We start from the raw sequence: 19,344 nt of genomic DNA, 5'->3' as shown, positions 1-19,344 counted from the left end.
GGGCGCTCAGAGCAGCTTGCGCTGCAGCGCCCACGCCGTCAGCTCGTGCCGGTTCGACAGCTGCAGCTTCCGCAGCACGCTCGACACGTGGGTCTCGACGGTCTTCACCGAGATGAAGAGCTCCGCCGCCACCTCCTTGTAGGCGTACCCACGCGCGATGAGGCGCATCACCTCCTGCTCGCGCGCCGACAACCGGTCGAGTTCCGCGTCGTGCTGCGCGGTCTCGCCGCTCACCGCACCGAAGGCGTCGAGCACGAAGCCGGCCAGGCGGGGCGAGAACACCGCGTCGCCCTCCGCCACCCGTCGGACGGCCTCGGCCACCTCGGCGCTCGACGAACTCTTCGTGATGTACCCGCGGGCCCCGGCCCGGATCACCCGCACGACGTCGTCGGCCGCGTCGGACACGCTCAGCGCGAGGAACAGCGTGCCCGGGTGCTCGGCAGCGGACTGCGTGATCACCTCGGCGCCGCCACCGCCGGCTCCGCCGGGCAGGTGGACGTCGAGCAGGACGACACGGGGTGCGGTGGTCGCCACGAGCGTCACGGCTTCGTCGACGGTGGCGGCTTCACCCACGACCTGGAGGCCCGGTGGCAGTCCGGCGCGCACGCCGGCTCGGAAGATGGAGTGGTCGTCGACGATGGCGACGGTGAGCAGGTCGGGCTCGGTCATGCGTCCTCCTCGTGGTGGCGGTCGGTGGGCGCGAGCGGCAGCCGGAGGCGGACCTCGGTCCCGGTGCGACCGGGCCCCGGGGCGATGGTCGCCCGGCCGCCGAGTCGGTGCATCCGCCCGGTGATCGACTCGCGCACGCCGTACCGTCCCTCGGGCACGGCGTCGGGGTCGAAGCCCGGCCCACGGTCGCGGATGCTGACCTCGACGACGTCCTGCGCGGTCTCGGCGTACACGCTGATCGTGCCGCCGGCGTGCCGGGCGGCGTTGAGCATCGCCTCGCGGGCAGCGGCGACGACACCGTCGGGCAGGTCGGTGCGCGACGGGCCGACCGCGATGACGTCGATGCGGACCGGGTACTCGGCCTCGATGTCGGCGGCGGCGTCGCGCAGTTCGGCGCCGAGGTCACGGGCCGGCTCGGTCTGCTCGGCGAACAACCACGACCGCAGTTCGCGTTCCTGCGCCCGGGCGAGCCGTGCGGCGTCGGATCCGGGCTCGGCCTTCTGCTGGATGAGCGCGAGCGTCTGCAGCACCGAGTCGTGCAGGTGCGCGGCGAGTTCGGCGCGCTCGAGGTCGCGGACCCGTGCCGCGCGCTCGTCGGCGAGGTCCCGGACGAGCCGCACGACCCAGGGCGCGACGACCACGGCGACGCCGAGCAGCACCGCGACCGCTGCGCTGAGCACCGTCCACACGTTCGGCCGGTCGCTCGTGGTGAAGAACAGCAGGATGCCGAGCACGACGAGCACCAGTGCACCGAGCGCCCGGACGACCAGGGTCGACGACGCCGCGGCCCGGACGGTGCGGAGGGCGTCGAACTGCCGCCAGGCCAGGGCAGCACCGGTGGCGACCACGACGCCGGGCACGACGACCTCGAGCGGGACCTGGGCGCCGAGGCGCACGGCGACGATCGCGCCCCCGGCGGCGAGCAGTGCGAGTCCGAGCAGGATCTCCACGACGGGTGCTCGACGGCTCACGGTCACGGTCGCGTCGGCGTCGGCGTCGGCGTCGCCGTTCGCACGGGGCGCCGTGAGGACGGCCTTGAGCGGTGACGTCGCGGCCACCGTCGCGCTCGGGGTGGTGGCCCACAGCCACGCGTAGAGCAGGACCCCGGCCCCGCCGCACACGGCCAGGACCGCCGTCGCCGCCCGGACGGCGCCCAGGGGCAGACCGGCGTGCGTCGCGAACCCGCTGCAGACACCGCCGAGGACCCTGGGGGTCGGGCGGGTCATCCGAGCGGTGGCCATGGGCCCAATCCTGGCACTCGGGCGCCCGCACCAGCAGGGTTCGGGGCAGGGATCAGGGACCGGTCAGGGGGAACCCCGATGGTGTCCGCCACCGCGGGCCGGGATGCTGGAGACCATGACCGATCACCAGCACGACACGGCTCCCGGCCCGGCTGCCGGCACCGCCGACTCGACGGCCCGGTTCTTCGACTGGATCCGCGGACTCGACGTCCCCCGCACCGACGACCGCTGGCTCGCCGGCGTCTGCGGTGCCGTGGCCCGACGCACCGGACTCGACCCGGTCGTCGTCCGCGGCGTCGCGATCGTCGTCGCCCTGCTCGGCGGTCCGGTCTTCCTGGCATACGCCGTCGGGTGGGCGCTGCTGCCGGACACCACGGGACGGATCCACGTCGAGCGGATGATCCGCGGCGTGCTCGACCCGGCGCTCATCGGGATCGGCGTCTTCGTGGTGCTGACCTTCGTGCCCGCGGTCCAGGGGATCTGGTGGCAGGGCGTGCCCTCGGCGTGGGGGATGCCCGGCTGGCTCGAGGCGACCCTGCGCACGGCGTGGAGCATCGCGCTCGTCGGTGGGATCGTCTGGCTGGCCGTGGTGGTCGCGCGTCGTCGCACCGACGGGCCGGCGCCCGACGCTGACGCCGCCGCGGCGGCGGGGACGCGGCGCGACTTCTGGACGAGCCCCGACGACCCGCGCCCGGCCGGTGGAGCCGCGTGGACGGCGGACGCGGGGGAGGCGTCCGACGCGGGCCGGGCCTCCTGGCAGTGGAACGCCCCCGGCACCCCGCAGGACCGACAGCGACGACACGACGAGCGGATGCGCGCCGAACGGGAGCGGGCGGCCGCGTGGCGCGCGACCCGCGCCGAGCGACGGTCGAGCGCGGCCTACGTCGCCGTGTCGCTCGGGCTGGCGCTCGTCGCCGGGGCCGGCGTCGCGGTCTGGGCGCAGGCGGAGGCCTGGCCGGTGGCGGTGCTCGGCGTCGCCGCGGCGGTCGCCGTGTTGGCGATCGCGACCATCGTCGCCGGGATCCGGGGACGCGACGACGGTGCCCTCGGTCTGTTCTCGACGATCGGCGTCGTCGCGCTGGTCGTCACCGGGGTGCTCCCCGCCGGTACGCAGGTCTCGCTGATCGGTGGGACCACCTGGCGGGTCGACAGCGTCGCCGCCGGGTCGGAACGGAACTACGCGATGCTCGTCGGCGGACCGACCCTCGACCTGCGCGGGCTCGACGAGACCGACGCCGGTGGTGACGTGAACCTGTGGCTCGGCGCCGGCGGGGCCGAGGTGCTGCTGCCGACCGACGTGCCGGTCCGGGTCGAGGTGAGCGGCGTCGGGTACGGCGTCGACACCGACGGCGACTCCGGCGACGACGGCAGCGGCGGGCTGTTCGGCACGACCACCGTCGAGAACCGGGCGGCACGGTCCGCCGGTACCGATGCGGTCGGGACGACGACCGTGCACCTGTGGATCCTCGGGGGCGCCGCCGACGTGCCCCGTGCGCTGACCGTCAACGAGTGAAGGACAAGACGATGACGAACGACGACGAGACGACCCAGACGTTCCCACCTGCGGCGCCGGTACCGGCCCCGGAACCCGCGCGGGCGCGCCGTGGTGCACGCTTCGGCACGATCTTCTGGGGTGTGGTGCTGCTCGTGTTCGCGATCGCGATGGCCGTGAGCGCGATCCCGGTGTTCTCGGTCGACCCGACCACCCTGTTGCTGGCGGCCTGCCTGGCGGCCGGAGCCCTGCTGGTGGTGGCGGGGCTGGTGGCGGTGTTCACCAGGCCCCCGCGGTAGCCGGACCGGGTTGTCCGGCGGGAGCCGGACCGGGTTGTCCGGCGGCAGCCGGACCGGGTTGTCCAGAGGGGCCGTCCGGGTGCGCGCGTGCGTCACCCGGACGGCTTAGCATCGTCCACGTGACCGCGACAGACGCCGAGCGGGCCGCCCAGCGCGACGCCACGGAGCCACCCCTCGACCGCAGCACCCGACTGCGTCGCTGGATGCTGCAAGGCGCCCACCAAGGGGCATCCCACCAGGGTCCGCACCAGGTCGAGGTCGAGAAGACCCACCCGTGGTGGCGGGTCATGTGCCTGACCGGCGTCGACTACTTCTCGACCCTCGGGTACCAGCCGGCGATCGCGGCGCTCGCCGCCGGCCTGCTGTCGCCGATCGCCACGATCGTGCTCGTGCTCGTCACGCTGTTCGGGGCGCTGCCGGTGTACCGCCGGGTCGCGAGCGACAGCTTCCGCGGTGCCGGGTCGATCATGATGCTCGAGAAGCTCCTGCCGTGGTGGGCCGGCAAGCTCCTGGTGCTCGTCCTGCTCGGGTTCGCCGTCACCGACTTCATGATCACGATGACGCTGTCGGCGGCGGACGCCACGGCGCACATCGCCGAGAACCCGTACACGCCGCACTGGTTCACCGAGATCCCCGTCCCGCTCACCCTCGCGCTGCTGCTGTTGCTCGGCGTCGTGTTCCTCCGCGGCTTCAAGGAGGCGATCGGCATCGCGGTCGGCCTCGTCGCGGTGTTCCTCGCGCTGAACGCCGTCGTCGTGGTGGTCGCGCTCTGGCACGTCTTCGAGCACCCGATGGTCGCCAGCGACTGGTGGTCGGGGCTCACCGCGCAGCACAGCAACCCCCTCGTCATGGTCGGCATCGCGCTCGTCGTGTTCCCGAAGCTCGCGCTCGGTCTGTCCGGGTTCGAGACCGGCGTCGCGGTGATGCCGCAGGTGCGCGGTGACGCATCCGACGACACGAGCGCCCGGCCCGAGGGACGGATCCGCGGCACCAAGCGGCTCCTGACCGTCGCGGCCGTGATCATGAGCTCGTTCCTGATCACCTCGTCGATCGCGACGACGTTCCTCATCCCGCAGCACGAGTTCCAGCCCGGCGGCGGTGCGAACGGGCGGGCCCTGGCCTTCCTGGCGCACCAGTACCTCGGTGGGGTGTTCGGCTCGATCTACGACTTCTCGACCGTCGCGATCCTGTGGTTCGCCGGCGCGAGCGCGATGGCCGGCCTGCTCAACCTGGTGCCGCGGTTCCTGCCCCGCTACGGCATGGCGCCGCAGTGGGCGCGGGCGACCCGGCCGCTCGTCATCATCTTCACGCTCATCGCGTTCCTGATCACGATCGTGTTCCGCGCGAACGTCGACGCCCAGGGCGGGGCCTACGCCACCGGCGTGCTCGTCCTGATCACGAGCGCCGCGGTCGCGGTCACCCTGTCGGCTCGTCGCCGGCAGCAGAAGAAGCGCACCATCGCGTTCGGCGTCATCTCGGTCGTGTTCGTCTACACGACGGTCGCGAACGTCATCGAGCGGCCCGACGGCGTCCGGATCGCGGCGATCTTCATCATCGCCATCGTCGTGGTGTCGCTCGTCTCGCGGGTGCGCCGGTCGTTCGAGCTCCGCGCGTCGTCGATCGAGCTGGACGCCACGGCCCGGCAGTTCGTCGAGGCGGATGCCGACCAGTTCAGCGCGGTCTGCATCATCGCGAACGAGCCGGGTGCCGGCACCGCCGAGGCGTACCGTGCGAAGGGGCGCGAGGAACGGCGCGACTCCGGCATCCCGGCGCGCGTCCCGACGATGTTCCTCGAGGTGCTGCCCGCCGACTCGTCCGACTTCGAAGAGGACCTGCTGGTCGAGGGGCACGTCGTGCACGGACACCGTGTGCTCCGGGTCCGGTCCGGCAACGTGCCGAACACCATCGCCTCGACCCTGCTCGCGATCCGCGACACCGCCGGGGTCGTCCCGAGCATCTACTTCGAGTGGAACGAGGGCAGCCCGATCCGGAACGCCCTGCGGTTCGTGTTCACTGGGGCCGGCGACGTCGCACCCGTCACGCGCGAGGTCCTGCGCGAAGCCGAACCCGACGTCCACCGCCGCCCGTCCATCCACGTCTCGTGACGGGTCCCGCCAGCGCGCGCCGGGTCCCGACGCCCGCCGGTGGGCTCGCCGCGGTGGTCGTCGCCGCCGCGGTCTGGGGGACCACCGGCACCGCGACGCACTTCGCCCCGGGCGTCCCCGCCTTCGTCTTCGGCGCCGTCACCTTCGGGATCGGTGGACTCGTGCTCGCCGCCGTCGCCGGACGTGGCACGCTCCGCGCCGTCGCCGAGCGTCGCACGCGGGGGTGGGCGCTGCTCGGCGCAGGGGCGCTCGTCGTCTACGCGGTCGCTTTCTACGCGGCCCTCGCCGACGCGGGCGTCGCCCTCGGCACCACCATCGCCATCGGGTCGTCACCCGTGTTCGCGGGGCTCGTGGAGTGGGTGTCGGACAGGAGGCCCGTCACCGGCAGATGGATCGTCGCCACGCTGGTGAGCGTGGCCGGCATGGTCGTCGTGACCCTGGCGCGGTCGGAGCACGACGGCGGTGGTGGTGCGCTCGCGCTCGGGATCGCCAGTGCCCTGCTCGCCGGACTCACCTACGCGCTGTACTCGTGGGCGGTGGCGCGGGGACTGCACGCGGCGGCCGGGGCGGTGTCGGTGCCCGGCGGGCCCGGGGTCGAAGCCGTCGCGGCGGGGCTGCCGAACGGCCGGGGGCTCGTCGGCGCCGTGTTCGGCATCGCTGCCGTGCCGCTCGTCGTGCTGGTGGTCCTCGCCGGCGCACCGTACCTCGGCGAGGGCGGCAACTGGCCGGTGTTCCTGTACCTGGCCCTGGTGCCGACGGTGCTCGGGCACTCGCTGTACGCCGTGGGGTTGCGGTCCGTCGGTGCCTCGGTCGCGACCCTGGTGTCGTTGCTCGAGCCCGTGGTCGCAGCGGTGCTCGCCGTGCTCGTCGTCGGGGAGCACCTCGGCGCGACGGGATGGCTCGGCATCGCGCTCGTGGTGGCCGGGCTCGCCGTGCTCGCGGTGCCGGGGCGACGCCTGCGCTGACGCGCGTCGGGCACCGACGACGTCAGTCGTCAGCCGTCAGTCGTCGGCGAGGATCTGGTCCCGCACCTTCCGCCGCAGCACCTTGCCGATCATCGAGCGCGGCAGGTCCTCGACCACGACGACGCGACGCGGCACCTTGTACGCCGCCAGCTGGTCGCGCGCCCACGCCCGCAGCGCCGCGGCGTCGAACGAGGACGGGTCCTTCGGCACGACGGCAGCGACGACCTGCTCGTTGCCACCCTGCGTGATGCCGACGACCGCGACCTCCTTGACGCTCGGGTGCTTGAGCAGTGCGTCCTCGACCTCGGACGGCGACACGTTGAAGCCGCCCGTGATGATGAGCTCCTTCAGACGGTCGACGATCCGGACGTAGCCGTCGGCCCCGATCGCCACGATGTCGCCGGTGCGGAACCAGCCGTCGGGGGTGAAGACCTCGTCCGTGGCCTCGGCCTTGCCCCAGTAGCCGCGGAACACCTGCGGCCCGCGGACCTGCAGTTCACCGGGCTCGTCCACGCCGAGCACCTTCGTGCTGTCGTCGGGGTCGACCACGCGGGCCTCGGTAGAGGACAACGGCAGACCGATGGAGCCGAGGCGACGTTCCGGGGACACCGGGTTCGCCATCAGCACGGGGGAGCACTCGGACAGCCCGTAGCCCTCGACCAGGTACCCGCCGGTCCGGGCTTCCCACGGTTCGACGATGTCCTGCGACAGCGGCATGGCCCCCGAGATGCCGATCTCGATGCCCTCGAGCGAGACCTTCGCCGAGTCGGCGGCGTGCTGCAGTCGGGCGTAGATCGGCGGGACGGCCGGCAGGAACGTCGGCGGGTGCTTCTTGATCGCGGTGAGCACGAGCGCCGGGTCGAACGTCGGGAACAGCACGAGCCGCGAGGCCATGCTCATCGCGAAGGTCAGGCACAGCGTGAGGCCGTAGGCGTGGAACATCGGCAGCACCGCGTACACGACGTTGTCGCCCCGACGGATCTGCGGCACCCAGGCGCGGGCCTGCGCGGCGTTGGCCAGCAGGTTCCGGTGCGTGAGGACCGCGCCCTTCGGCGTGCCGGTGGTGCCCGAGGTGTACTGGATCAGGGCGATGTCGTCCGTCGACGGGCGCGGGTGCCGCTTCGACAGCTTGCGGGTGCCGACCAGGTCGTCCCACTTCGTCGTGCCACGCACCGCGGTGGTGAGCTTCGCGCGGGACTCGCGGGCCTTCGCCACCGGCAGGGCCAGGGCGAGCCGGGTGCTGCGGGGCATCGCGCGGGTCAGGTCGACCGACACGATCGCGTCGAGCTTCACGTCGGCAGGGAAGTCCTGCAGCGTCGCGACGGACTTGTCCCAGGCGATCGCGACCTTGGCGCCGTGGTCCTCGAACTGGTGGCGGAGCTCGCGCGGCGTGTACAGCGGGTTGTGCTCGACCACGATCGCGCCGAGGCGCAGGACCGCGTAGAACGCCACGATGTGCTGCGGGCAGTTCGGCAGCACGATCGCCACCCGGTCGCCGGCACCGACGCCGAGCTTGCGGAGGCCGTTCGCCGCGCGGAGGATCTGCTCCTGCAGGTCGGCGTAGCTGGTCGTCCGCTTGAAGAACTCGAGCGCGACCCTGCCCGGGAACCGTCGCGCCGATTCCTCGACCAGGTCGATCAGGGAACCGTGCTGTTCCTCGATGTCGTGCGGGACCCCCGGGGCGTACGAGGCAAGCCAGGGACGAGGCGTGTCGATGCTCACGCGTCCCAACCTAGCGGGCCACCCCGGCGCCCGCTGGGAAGCATCGGCCGGCATCGGCCAGCATCGGGCGCCATCGGGGTGCACGAAGCCGGGCGCGCTCCCAGGGGACGGACGGACGATGACGCCATGCCCTCCGTCTCCGATGCCTTCCGCTCCCGCCTCAACGACACGTTCACCGGTGGGGCGACGAGCAAGCCGGAGTGGATCGACGAACTCGAGGACGGCACTGACGCCGGCTTCTTCGGCCCCGGTTCCGCGACGTGGGCGGTGCACGGCGGCAAGCAGACGATCGTCGCCGGGGTCCGCGCACTCCTCGTGCAGGCCCTGCACCCGGGAGCCCTCGCCGGCGTCGCCGACCACTCCCGCTACCGCGAGGACCCGTTCGGCCGACTGGCCGGCACCATCCGGTGGATCTACACGGTCTCGCACGGCGACACCGCGACCGCCCGTGGTGCGAGCGAGTGGGTGCTGCGCCTGCACGAGCGCGTTCGCGGCCAGTACGTCGACGGCCACGGCATTGCACGCGACTACGCGGCGAACGACCCCGACCTGGCGCGCTGGGTGCACCTCGCCTTCACCGACGCGTTCCTCCGCGCTGCGCAGCGCTGGGGCGGGCCGATCCCCGGCGGTGCCGACGCCTACGTCCGCGAGTGGGCCACCGCCGGCCGGCTCATGCGCGTCGAGGACGCCCCGGAGTCCGAGGCCGAGCTCCGCGCCCAGATGGACGGGTACCTCGACCGCGGCGAACTGGCCGTCACGGCCCGCACCCGCGACGTCGTCAAGTTCATCAAGAACCCACCGCTCGCGCTGCTGCTGCGGCCCGGCTACCAGGCGCTGTTCCAGGGCGCCGTCTCGACGCTCGACCCCCGCCACCGCTCGATGCTCGGCCTGCGGGCCCCCGCGATCGGGCCCGTCGAACTGCCCGTCGGCCGGGCGACCGGACTCGTGCTCGACGGGATCGGTGGGGTGCTCGGCAACCAGACGGGCACCGAGCGCGCTGCGCTCGTGCGCATCGCGCGCCTCGAGCGCGAGCGCGGCGCCGTTGCCTGAAACGTCCGCGTGTCACGTGTCGTGGACGTGACCGGAGACGGACGGGAGGCCCGTGGCCAGTTGGCCACGGGCCTCCCGTCCGCTCGTGGGTGCGTCAGAAACCGGACGGCACCCGGGGCGTGTACGCGGACTCGAGTCGCGTCACCTCGTCGTCGGTCAGCGTGATCGCGGCGGCCGCGACCGCGTCGTCGATGTGGTGCTCCTTCGTCGCACCGACGATCGGCGCGCTCACCGCGGGCTTGCCCGCGACCCAGGCGAGGGCGATCTGCGCCATGCTCACGCCGCGGTCACTCGCGATGGACTCGACGGCGCCCACGATCGCGCGGTTCGCGTCCTCGTCCTGGCGGTAGAGCGTCTTGCCGAACTCGTCGGTGCTCGCGCGCGAACCGGAGCCCTCGGCGTCCCACGGCCGGGTGACCTTGCCGCGGGCGAGGGGGCTCCACGGGATCACGCCGACGCCGGTCGCGTGCGCGAAGGGGTGCATCTCGCGTTCTTCCTCGCGTTCGAGCAGGTTGTACTGGTCCTGCATGCTGACGAAGCGGGTCCAACCGTGCAGGTCGGCGACGTGCTGCATCTGCGCGAACTGCCACGTCCACATGCTGCTCGCGCCGAGGTAGCGGGCCTTGCCGGCCTTGACGACGTCGTGCAGGGCCTCCATCGTCTCCTCGATCGGGGTCACCGGGTCGAAGCGGTGGATCTGGTACAGGTCGACGTAGTCGGTGCCGAGTCGGGTCAGCGAGGCGTCGATCTCGTGCATGATCGCGGCGCGGGAGAGCCCGGCGCCGTTCCGACCGGGGCGCATCCGGTTGAACACCTTGGTGAGGACCTGGACGTCCTCACGCGGAGCGAGTTCCTTGAGGAGCGTGCCGGTGATCTCCTCGCTGGAGCCGTCGGAGTACACGTTCGCCGTGTCGAAGGTGGTGATGCCGGCGTCGAACGCGCGACGGACGAAGGGGCGGGCCTCGTCGATGCCGACGCTCCACGCGTGCGAGCCGCGGTCGGGGGCGCCGTAGGACATCATGCCGAGGATCACGGTGCTGATCTCGAGGCCGGAGGCGCCGAGGCGGGTGGTGTCGGTCGTCGCTGCGGTGCTCGGTGCTGCGTTGCCTGATGCTGCGGTGCTCGGTGCTGCGTTGCCTGATGCGGCGTTGCTCGGTGCTGCGTTGCCTGGTGCGGCGTTGCTCGGTGCTGCGTTGGTCATGCGCTCACCTTGGCATCGCGGCCTGTGACGGCGAGCAGGCGGACCTGGAGTGGGGCGTCCTGGTCGACGTCGACCGGGGCGGCGTACAAGCCGGTGGCCGCGAGGTCCTCGATCTGCGGCTCGAAGTACTCCCACACCGCCTGCACGAGCTCGTCCGGCAGGGACTCGTCCGTGCCGGTCGCCCGCGCCAGGTCCCACGTGTGGATGGTGATGTCGCTGGTCTGCTCGGTGAGGTACTGGCCAGCCGGCACGACGTCGGTGCTGAGGTGGACGGGGGTGTCCTGCGGGGCGTTCCGCCAGGCATCGGTCGCCGCGGTCGCGAAGCGCTGCCACTCGGACACGAGGTCGTCGCCGATGGACTCGAGGTCCGCCTCGGCCTGGGCGTAGTCGCACCCGGTGAGGAGCTTCGGGATCCAGCGCTGCTCGTCCACCACGTGGGTCACGAGGTCGCGGGTGGTCCACTCGGAGTCGGGGGTGGCGGCGTCCCAGTCCGTCACGGCGGCGACGCGGCGGCCGAACTCGGCTGCCGCGAGGGCCTGCATCGCGATCCAGTCGGTGGCCATGGTGGTGCTCCTGTTCGTCGGGCTGGCGTGCGGTGCTTCGTGCGGGTGGTGCGGGTGGTGCGTGTGGTGCGTGCTTGCGGGTGGTGCGGGTGCGTGCGGGCGGGTGGTGCGTGTCGTGCGTGTGTCGTTGTAACTCGGGGGCCGGTGTGCGGATTCCCGCGCGTGCGGGCGTGCCCCTGTCCGCGGCCCAACGCTACGCCGAGGAGCCCGGCCGAGCGGGCGAAATGCCGCAGTCGTGCGCGTACCCACCGGACGTTTCCGCCCGTTCACGCCGGCGCGGGGTCGGTGCGCACGGCACTCGCTGACACCGGAGGGGCGTGCCAGCGCGTGGTCCCTGGGCGAGCGGGCGGAATGCCGGGGTCGAGTTCGAGATGAGGCCGGTATTTCGCCCGTTCGCCCGGTTGCGCTCGCGATGGAGCACCCGCGCGCGTCGCAGCGGGCGGCGGGCGACGGGCGGCAGTGGGCATGCGCGGACTCCCGAAGCACCGCGGGGACGACGAACGCCCCGGCTCCGTGGGGAGCCGGGGCGCGTGTCTCGGGTTCGGGTCGTGCTGTTCGGTGCCCTCAGTCAGGCAGCGAGTCCGAAGGGACTCAGGCCGCCTGGAGCACGAACTGGACGTCGAGGTTGATCGTCACGTCGTTGCCGAGGGTGAAGCCACCGGCCTCGAGCGCTGCGTTCCAGTTCACGCCGAACTCGGTGCGGTCGATCTTCGTGGTCGCCTCGGCGCCGAACTTGACCTGGCCGTAGCCGTCGGTCGTGAAGCCACCGAGCTCGGCCTTGAGGACGACGGGCTTGGTGACGCCGCGCAGGGTCAGGTCGCCAGCGATGTGCAGGTCGTCGCCCTTGGCCTCGATGCTCGTCGAGCGGAAGGTGAGCTGCGGGTGCTCCTCGGTGAGGAAGAAGTCGCTCGTCTTCAGGTGCTGGTCGCGCTGCTCCTGGCCGGTGTTGATCGACGCGACGTCGATGTTCGCCTCGACGGTCGACTCGAGGGGGTTCTCGGCGGTGACGACGGTGGCGTCGAACGTCTCGAACTTGCCCTTGACCTTGCTGATGGCGAGGTGGCGGACCGAGAAGGTGACCTCGGAGTGGGTGGGGTCGATCTTCCAGGTGCCGGTCTGGTAGCCGGGGATGGTCGTGGCGGTGAGCGTCATGGTGGTCCTTCTTCCGAACGAGAGTCTGTGGTGCGACGCGATCTATGCGCCTGCATCAACCTGATACTACGCCAGTGTGCACCCTTTTGGTTGAAGCGTCAACCATTGTTCACCGAAGCGTCGCGAAGCGGTGGTCGTGCGGTGCGCTGAGCCCGGCCTGCAGGAGGCGTCTCACACGCTGTACGAATCGATCGACACCTCGGCCGACGTCGTCCGCCGTGGCCCGGACCAACCACCAGTCCACGTCCTTCAAGTGCTCACCGCGGGTGAGGTCCTTCCGGAAGGTGGCCGGGTCGGTGCGGTGGAGATCGCTCTCGTACTCGATCGCCACCCGTGCTGCGGGGTAGGCGAGGTCCACGCACGCGATCCACCGGCCGTCCACGATCACGTCGTGGTTCAGGGCGGGTTCCGGGAGTCCCTGGCGGACGAGGGTCAGCCGTGCCCTGGTCTCACCCGGGGAACGAGAACCCGGCCTGATCTCGGCGAGAGCGTGGCGCAGCTTCACGACGCCCCGGAGCCCGCGCCGCCGGCCGACTGCCAGGATCAGCTCGTCGAGGGTCGCCCATCCGAGCCACCCGACGAGGGCGTCACCCGCGATGATCAGTTCGTCGAGCGTCAACATCGTGCTCAGCGCGACGAACGTGTCCGCTGGCGTCGTCAGACGCACACCTCGGCTGGTGGTCGCACGGACCCTGCCGTGGTGGGCGCGGTGTCCGACGGCGCCGCGGACGCGGAGCGCCTGATCGACCCCGATCGTCGTCACGTGGAGCCGCGGAGTGCCCTCGAACCGGCGGGGGAGCGGGATGCCGAGGATCGCGGCGGCCGTGACGTGGCTGAACACCTGGTCGGGGCGCAGCCGGGGAGCCAGCGCCCGGGCGCGTTCGTCGACGGTTCGCGGCGGAACCGCGGATCGGGTGCCGTGGAACGGGCGGACGAGGTCACGTGCCTCGAGGCGGCCGCGGGACACCCCTCGATGCAGTGCGTCACGGACGCGGAACGAGGCGTCCCGCAGCGCCAACGGGAGTCGGCGTCTGGCGGTCATCTCCACATCGTGGAGCCGAGCGGGCGCGACGGTGGCGAGTCGTGCCTCCAGTGTGGACGGCCCGCGATCCTGGCGCCCCTGTGGAGGAATCGCGCCGCGGCCGAGCGGGCGAAACACCGGGGTCCGGCTGCGTGGCGACCGCGGCATTTCGCCCGCTCGCGGGGGCGCCCGACGGCGCGGACCGCAGCGCTGCCCGCCCGGCCGGTCAGCGCAGCGGTCGGGACCGCGGCGACGGCGTCAGCCCGCCCATCGCGGCGAGGCTCCCGCGGTCGCGACCTCAGCGACGACGCGAGCGGGCGTATTGGCCGGGTGTCGCCGTCGGGCACGCTGGCATTTCGCCCGCTCGCGGGACGGGATCCACCCTCGCGAGATCCGCGCTCGCGGCGGCCGACCGCACCGCACCCCGCTACCCACCCCCGCCCCACCCCGCGGCGGGCGGCAGGCACTCGCGGGGCCCCTCACGTGTCGGCGGGCTCCAGTAGCGTCGGGACCATGGAATTCAGGTACCTGGGCAACTCCGGACTCAAGATCTCCGAGATCACCTACGGCAACTGGCTGACGCACGGCTCGCAGGTCGAGAACGACGTCGCCTCCCAGTGCGTGCGGGCAGCGCTCGACGCCGGCATCACCACGTTCGACACCGCGGACACGTACGCCAACACCGCCGCCGAGACCGTCCTCGGCGAAGCACTCAAGGGCGAGCGGCGTGCGGGGCTCGAGGTCTTCACGAAGGTCTACTGGCCCACCGGCCCGAAGGGGCACAACGACACGGGCTTGAGCAGGAAGCACATCCTCGAGTCGATCAACGGCTCGCTGACCCGGCTGCAGACCGACTACGTCGACCTCTACCAGGCGCACCGCTACGACCACGAGACCCCCCTCGAAGAGACCATGCAGGCCTTCGCGGACGTCGTCCGCCAGGGCAAGGCGCTCTACATCGGCGTCAGCGAGTGGAACGCCGAGCAGATCCGCGCCGGCGCAGCGCTGGCGAAGGAGCTCGGGTTCCAGCTCATCTCGAACCAGCCGCAGTACTCGATGCTGTGGCGGGTCATCGAGGGCGAGGTCGTCCCCGCCTCGAAGCAGCTCGGCCTGTCGCAGATCGTCTGGTCGCCCATCGCGCAGGGCGTGCTGACCGGCAAGTACAAGCCGGGTCAGCCCCTGCCCGAGGGTTCACGTGCCACGGACGAGAAGGGCGGCGCGGACATGATCAAGCGGTTCATGCGCGACGAGGTCCTCGAGGCCGTGCAGCGCCTGCAGCCCGTCGCCGACCAGGCTGGCCTCACGCTCGCGCAGCTCGCGATCGCGTGGACGCTGCAGAACGACAACGTCGCCAGCGCCATCGTCGGCGCGTCGCGTCCGGAGCAGGTCACCGACAACGTCAAGGCCGCGGGCGTCACGCTCGATGCCGACGCGCTCGCCGCCATCGACGAGGCGCTGGGTGACCTCCCGGAGCGCGACGCGGCCAAGACCGTGTCCCCGGCGCAGCGTCCCGCCTGAGACGCGACCCACCATCGGACGGGAGGCCCGTGGCGACGCCGCCACGGGCCTCCCGTCCGCTTTCCTGGCCACCTGCACAGACCGGTCCGGTCTGCACAGACCGTCCGTCTGTACCCCGTGTGAACAGCACGTGTCGTGGAACTGGCAGAGGCCTGGGTAAGCCCGTACCCCACCCAAACCGCAGTCGCGTTACCCCCGAATCGGGGGCATGACCCGAACTGATACCCCCGTTCTGGTGTCACCCGACACCGGTACGGTGCCGACCGTGCGACCCGGCACGGTCTCGCGCCTGCTCGCCACCGCGAGGCAACTCGCGTCGTTCGGCACGATCGGTGCCGTCTGCTTCGTCATCGATCTGGGCATCTACAACCTGCTGCGCGCCACCGTCATGCCCGACGGTCCCATCGCCGCGAAGATCGTGTCGGCCGTCGTGGCGACCGCCGTGGCGTGGATCGGCAACCGCTTCATCACGTTCCGCGCCGAGCGCCAGACCGGCCGCCGCGAGACCGTGCGCGAGGGGCTGCTCTTCGCTGCCACGAACCTGATCGGGCTCGGCATCGCCGCGGCCTGCCTGTTCGTCTCGCACTACGTCCTCGGGTTCACCTCGACCCTCGCCGACAACGTCGCCGGCAACGGCGTGGGCCTCGTGCTCGGAACCGCCTTCCGGTTCGCCGCGTACAAGGCCCTCGTCTTCCGTTCCACCGATGCTCGTCGCACGAAGGGGCTCGCCGCATGACCATCTCCGCCACGCTGCTGACGGCCGCAGGGCCGCTGCTCCAGCCGAACGAGGGGACTGCTCCGTCGAGCGTCCCGAACCGAGGGACCACCGACGTCCCGACCGGAGGCTCCGGTGCCGTCCAGCAGGCCGCGTGGTCGCTGGGTGAGTGGATCGGCTACTCCGCGCTCATCGCGATCTCCGTGCTGCTCACGATCGTCGCGCTGACGACGCTCTGGTGGATGCTGCACGCCTGGCGCTCGCGGGACGCGCTGAAGTCGACGAGCTTCAGCCAGACCCCGCGCCCGGCCGCGCACCGCTTCACCCTGCTGGTGCCCGGGCGGCACGAGCAGGAGGTCATGGGCCAGACGCTCGACATGCTCGCGAAGCAGGACCACCCCGACTTCGAGATCATCGCGATCGTCGGTGAGGACGACCCGGAGACGGATGCCGTCGTGCGCGCCGCCGCAGCCCGCCACCCCGAGCTGATCCGGGTGGTCGTCGACGACACCCTGCCGAAGAACAAGCCGAAGGCGATGAACCTGGCGCTGCAGTACGCGACCGGTGACGTCGTCGGCGTGTTCGACGCCGAGGACGAGGTCTACCCGCACCTGCTCACCCTGGTGGACTCGCGGTTCCAGGAGACCGGCGCCGACGTCGTGCAGGGCGGCGTCCAGCTGATGAACTTCAAGTCCAGCTGGTGGTCGCTCCGGAACGTCCTGGAGTACTACTTCTGGTTCCGCTCGCGCCTGCACTTCCACGCCGGCTCGAAGTTCATCCCGCTCGGCGGCAACACCGTCTTCGTGACGAAGGAACGGCTCGACTGGTCGAACGGCTGGGACGCGCACTGCCTCGCCGAGGACTGCGAGCTCGGCGTTCGCCTGTCCGCCGACGGCGCGAAGGTCGTCGTCGCGTACAGCCCCGAGGCCGTCACCCGCGAGGAGACCCCGCCGACCTTCGCCTCGCTGCTCAAGCAGCGGACGCGCTGGAACCAGGGCTTCCTGCAGGTGCTCGGCAAGGGGGAGTGGAAGAAGCTGCCGTCGTTCCGTCAGCGCTTCTTCGCCCGGTACATGCTGACCATGCCGTTCATCCAGGCGGCCACCGGTCTGCTCATCCCGCTCAGCGTCCTGATGATCCTGTTCGTCAAGGTGCCGACGGCGATCGCCCTGGTGTCGTTCATCCCGGTGGCACCGACGCTCATGCTGCTGGCCGTCGAGGTCGTCGGCCTCAACGAGTTCGGTCGCATCTACAAGGAGAAGGTCCGGTTCCGCGACTACGTGAAGCTCGTGCTCGGTCTCGTGCCGTACCAGATCTTCCTCGCCGCAGCAGCCGTCCGAGCAGTCGTCCGCCACGCCAAGGGGCAGAACGGCTGGGAGAAGACGGAGCACACGGGCCAGCACCGGAACGCCGAGCAGCCCGCCGAGGTCGTCGGCTTCGCGTCGGAGTTGACCGGGTCCGGGTCCGCGGGCGCGACGTCTTCGTCTTCGTCGTCTTCGTCTTCGTCTTCCGAGCGTGAGCTCGCCGGCACGACCACAGGAGGGACCCGATGACCGCCAGCATCACCAACACCACCGGCATCCCGATCCGCGGTGCCGTCGCGGGGAACCACACCGGCATCGGCGCCTGGTTCCGCCGGCACGCCGCGAGCCTGACGTGGCTGCTGCCCGTCGTCGCCGTCACCGTCATCGTGCAAGCGTGGAACATGTCCGGCACCCCGCAGCGGATCGACGATGAGGGCACGTACACGGCGCAGGCCTGGGCGATCATGCACCTCGGCGAGATCACGCACTACACGTACTGGTACGACCACCCGCCACTCGGCTGGATCCAGATCGCCGGCTACACCGGTCTGACCGGGGCGTTCGCGCGCTACCCGTTCGCCGTCGAGGCCGGCCGCGAGGCGATGGTCTTCTTCTCCGCCGTCTCGAGCATCCTGCTGTTCGTCCTGGCCCGCCGCCTCGGTGCCAGCCGGATCACCGCTGCCGCAGCCGGACTCGTCTTCGCGCTGTCGCCGCTCGCCCTGCAGTACCACCGCACGGTCTACATCGACAACGTCGCGACGCCGTGGTTGCTCGCCGCGTTCGTCCTCGTCCTGAGCCGTCGCCAGCAGCTCGCCGGGTTCGCCGGCGCCGCCGCGTGCCTCGGCATCGCGGTGCTCTCCAAGGAGACGTACCTGCTCGCCCTGCCGTTCCTCATCTGGATGGCGATCCGTCGCGCCGACAAGAGCACCCGCCGGTACACGCTGAGCGTCGCCGGGGCCGTCCTCGTCATCATCGGCGGTGGGTACCTGCTGCTGGCCGCGGTCAAGGGCGAGCTGCTGCCGAGCAGCGGTCGGGTCAGCTTGTTCGAGGGCATCACCTACCAGCTCGGCTCGCGCTCGGCATCGGGTTCGCTGTTCGACCCGGGCAGCCTGGCCAACGCCGCCGCGTCGCAGTGGTGGGCGCTCGACCCGGTGTTCATCGTGCTCGGCTCGGCCGCCGCGGTCGTCGGGCTCTTCATGCGACGGGTCCGTCCGATCGCCGCGATGCTCGTCTTCCTGCTCGCGATGATGTTCCGCCCGAACGGGTACCTGCCGGTGCCGTACGTCATCATGCTCATCCCCTTCGCCGCCCTGCTGGTCGCCTACACGGCCGAGCGTGCCGTCCTGGCGATCGCCGGTCGGGTCCGCACCCGTACCCGCCTCGGCGCCGGGACCCGTCGTGGTCTCGGCATCACCTGGGCCGTCACCACCGCGGTCGCGCTCGTCGTGGCGGTGCCGCTCTGGGGAACACAGCTGCGCGGCTTCGTCCTGGGCAACCTCGACCTGCCGATGCAGCAGGCCGAGCAGTGGGTCGGGGACAACGTCTCGAAGTCCTCCCGACTGCTGGTGGACGACGCCATGTGGGTCGACCTCGTCGAGGACGGCTTCGCCCGGAACAACGTGGTCTGGTACTACAAGCTCGACACCGACGGAGCCGTGGAGCGGCAGTCGCCCAACGGGTGGAAGGACTCGGACTACGTCATCACGACGGACTCCATGCGGACCGGCGGCAACTCGTCGTCCGACATCCGCCAGGCGATCGAGAACTCGACGGCCGTCGCGACCTTCGGGTCCGGTGACCAGCAGGTCGAGGTCCGACGCATCCACGCCGAGGGATCGACGGCCGCACAGACCGCGATCACCCGGGCCAGCGACCTGCGGAAGACCATGGGCACCGAGCTGGCGTCGAACCCGGCGCTCTGGGCCGACGACGGCACGAAGTCGCAGTTCCGTGCGGGTCAGGTCGACTCGCGAGCGATGATCGCGCTCGGCCAGGTGCTCGCCGACCAGGACGTCCGCGTCGACCGGTTCACCCCGCTCACGGGCGAGACCGGGCAGCCGTTCCGCACCGCCGTCCTGCACACGAGCGACGCTGCCTCGGCGGAGCGCGTGGCCGCCACCCTCGAGGCGATGCCCGATTCGTTCCGGCCGGCGTCGGTCGAGCGTGAGGGCGAACGCCTCACCGTCACGTACACCCCGGCGGACCCGACCACGACCGCGACGAGCGCCTCGTGACCCGCCGCCCCGCCGCCCGGATCGCTGCCCGGATCGCCGAGCGGGCGAAACACCCGGGTGCTCCGGGCGCCGACCCCGGCATTTCGCCCGCTCGCG

The 19,344-nt window shown here is 71.6% G+C and carries 16 protein-coding genes; 9 read left to right on the top strand and 7 right to left on the bottom strand.

Annotation, left to right across the window (positions count from 1 at the left end; genetic code table 11):
* Nucleotides 1–6: 6 nt before the first annotated feature.
* Together EDF53_RS13490 and EDF53_RS13485 are read right to left on the bottom strand one after the other, a co-directional pair.
* Entirely contained in the window at nt 7–669 is a 663-nt protein-coding gene (locus EDF53_RS13490; RefSeq protein ID WP_123294044.1) for a response regulator transcription factor, read from the bottom strand.
* Nucleotides 666–1,910: an ATP-binding protein gene (locus EDF53_RS13485; RefSeq protein ID WP_123294043.1), complete on the bottom strand. Its 1,245-nt coding sequence runs from the start codon at nt 1,908–1,910 to the stop codon at nt 666–668. The genes EDF53_RS13490 and EDF53_RS13485 overlap by 4 nt, the downstream gene beginning before the upstream one ends.
* 115 nt (nt 1,911–2,025) lie before the next feature.
* Between EDF53_RS13485 and EDF53_RS13480 the strand changes: the two genes are divergently transcribed.
* The 4 genes from EDF53_RS13480 (at nt 2,026) to EDF53_RS13465 (ending at nt 6,771) form a co-directional block, all read left to right on the top strand.
* On the top strand, nt 2,026–3,423 hold the full coding sequence (locus tag EDF53_RS13480; protein ID WP_185021044.1) for a PspC domain-containing protein: 1,398 nt from the start codon (nt 2,026–2,028) through the stop codon (nt 3,421–3,423).
* A gap of 11 nt (nt 3,424–3,434) precedes the next feature.
* Nucleotides 3,435–3,701: a hypothetical protein gene (locus tag EDF53_RS13475; RefSeq protein WP_148058357.1), complete on the top strand. Its 267-nt coding sequence runs from the start codon at nt 3,435–3,437 to the stop codon at nt 3,699–3,701.
* 203 nt (nt 3,702–3,904) lie between these two features.
* Nucleotides 3,905–5,806 (top strand): amino acid transporter, encoded by a 1,902-nt coding sequence (locus EDF53_RS13470; RefSeq protein ID WP_243648898.1) that lies wholly within the window; start codon nt 3,905–3,907, stop codon nt 5,804–5,806.
* Complete coding sequence (locus EDF53_RS13465; RefSeq protein ID WP_123294039.1) at nt 5,803–6,771, top strand: DMT family transporter; 969 nt, start codon at nt 5,803–5,805, stop codon at nt 6,769–6,771. Before EDF53_RS13470 ends, EDF53_RS13465 begins: the two co-directional genes overlap by 4 nt.
* A gap of 36 nt (nt 6,772–6,807) precedes the next feature.
* Here EDF53_RS13465 and EDF53_RS13460 read toward each other — a convergent pair whose 3' ends face one another.
* On the bottom strand, nt 6,808–8,547 hold the full coding sequence (locus tag EDF53_RS13460) for a long-chain-fatty-acid--CoA ligase (RefSeq protein WP_395873631.1): 1,740 nt from the start codon (nt 8,545–8,547) through the stop codon (nt 6,808–6,810).
* Between the two features lie 72 nt (nt 8,548–8,619).
* On the opposite strand from EDF53_RS13460, the gene EDF53_RS13455 reads away from it, so the two are divergent.
* Nucleotides 8,620–9,543, top strand: coding sequence for an oxygenase MpaB family protein (locus EDF53_RS13455; RefSeq protein ID WP_123294037.1), 924 nt, complete (start codon nt 8,620–8,622; stop codon nt 9,541–9,543).
* 94 nt (nt 9,544–9,637) lie between these two features.
* Here the strand turns inward: EDF53_RS13455 and EDF53_RS13450 are convergent, their stop codons facing one another.
* From EDF53_RS13450 to EDF53_RS13435, 4 genes are all read right to left on the bottom strand, one after another.
* A complete protein-coding gene (locus tag EDF53_RS13450) occupies nt 9,638–10,564 on the bottom strand; it encodes an aldo/keto reductase (protein ID WP_228506088.1) in 927 nt (308 codons plus the stop codon).
* Nucleotides 10,565–10,740: 176 nt separating this feature from the next.
* Entirely contained in the window at nt 10,741–11,307 is a 567-nt protein-coding gene (locus EDF53_RS13445; RefSeq protein WP_123294035.1) for a TIGR03086 family metal-binding protein, read from the bottom strand.
* Nucleotides 11,308–11,898: 591 nt separating this feature from the next.
* Nucleotides 11,899–12,459, bottom strand: a complete 561-nt coding sequence (locus tag EDF53_RS13440; protein ID WP_111086826.1) for a YceI family protein — start codon at nt 12,457–12,459, stop codon at nt 11,899–11,901.
* 109 nt (nt 12,460–12,568) lie between these two features.
* A complete protein-coding gene (locus EDF53_RS13435; protein WP_123294034.1) occupies nt 12,569–13,501 on the bottom strand; it encodes a hypothetical protein in 933 nt (310 codons plus the stop codon).
* A gap of 492 nt (nt 13,502–13,993) precedes the next feature.
* Here EDF53_RS13435 and EDF53_RS13430 point away from each other — a divergent pair, with 492 nt between their 5' ends.
* The 4 genes from EDF53_RS13430 to EDF53_RS13415 all read left to right on the top strand — a co-directional run bounded on the left by EDF53_RS13430 (nt 13,994) and on the right by EDF53_RS13415 (nt 19,248).
* Entirely contained in the window at nt 13,994–14,998 is a 1,005-nt protein-coding gene (locus tag EDF53_RS13430; RefSeq protein ID WP_123294033.1) for an aldo/keto reductase family protein, read from the top strand.
* A 265-nt stretch (nt 14,999–15,263) separates the two neighbouring features.
* The gene (locus EDF53_RS13425) at nt 15,264–15,734 is read left to right on the top strand and encodes a GtrA family protein (RefSeq protein WP_235036072.1); all 471 of its coding nucleotides are present in this window, start codon (nt 15,264–15,266) and stop codon (nt 15,732–15,734) included.
* A complete protein-coding gene (locus EDF53_RS13420; RefSeq protein ID WP_185021043.1) occupies nt 15,731–17,263 on the top strand; it encodes a glycosyltransferase in 1,533 nt (510 codons plus the stop codon). The genes EDF53_RS13425 and EDF53_RS13420 overlap by 4 nt, the downstream gene beginning before the upstream one ends.
* Complete coding sequence (locus EDF53_RS13415) at nt 17,260–19,248, top strand: glycosyltransferase family 39 protein (protein ID WP_123294031.1); 1,989 nt, start codon at nt 17,260–17,262, stop codon at nt 19,246–19,248. The genes EDF53_RS13420 and EDF53_RS13415 overlap by 4 nt, the downstream gene beginning before the upstream one ends.
* Nucleotides 19,249–19,344 lie beyond the last annotated feature (96 nt).

The organism is Curtobacterium sp. PhB78, from assembly GCF_003751685.1.
Lineage (GTDB): Bacteria > Actinomycetota > Actinomycetes > Actinomycetales > Microbacteriaceae > Curtobacterium.
Note: the sequence above shows the minus strand (reverse complement) of the source record. Positions and strands in the feature narration are given on the sequence as shown.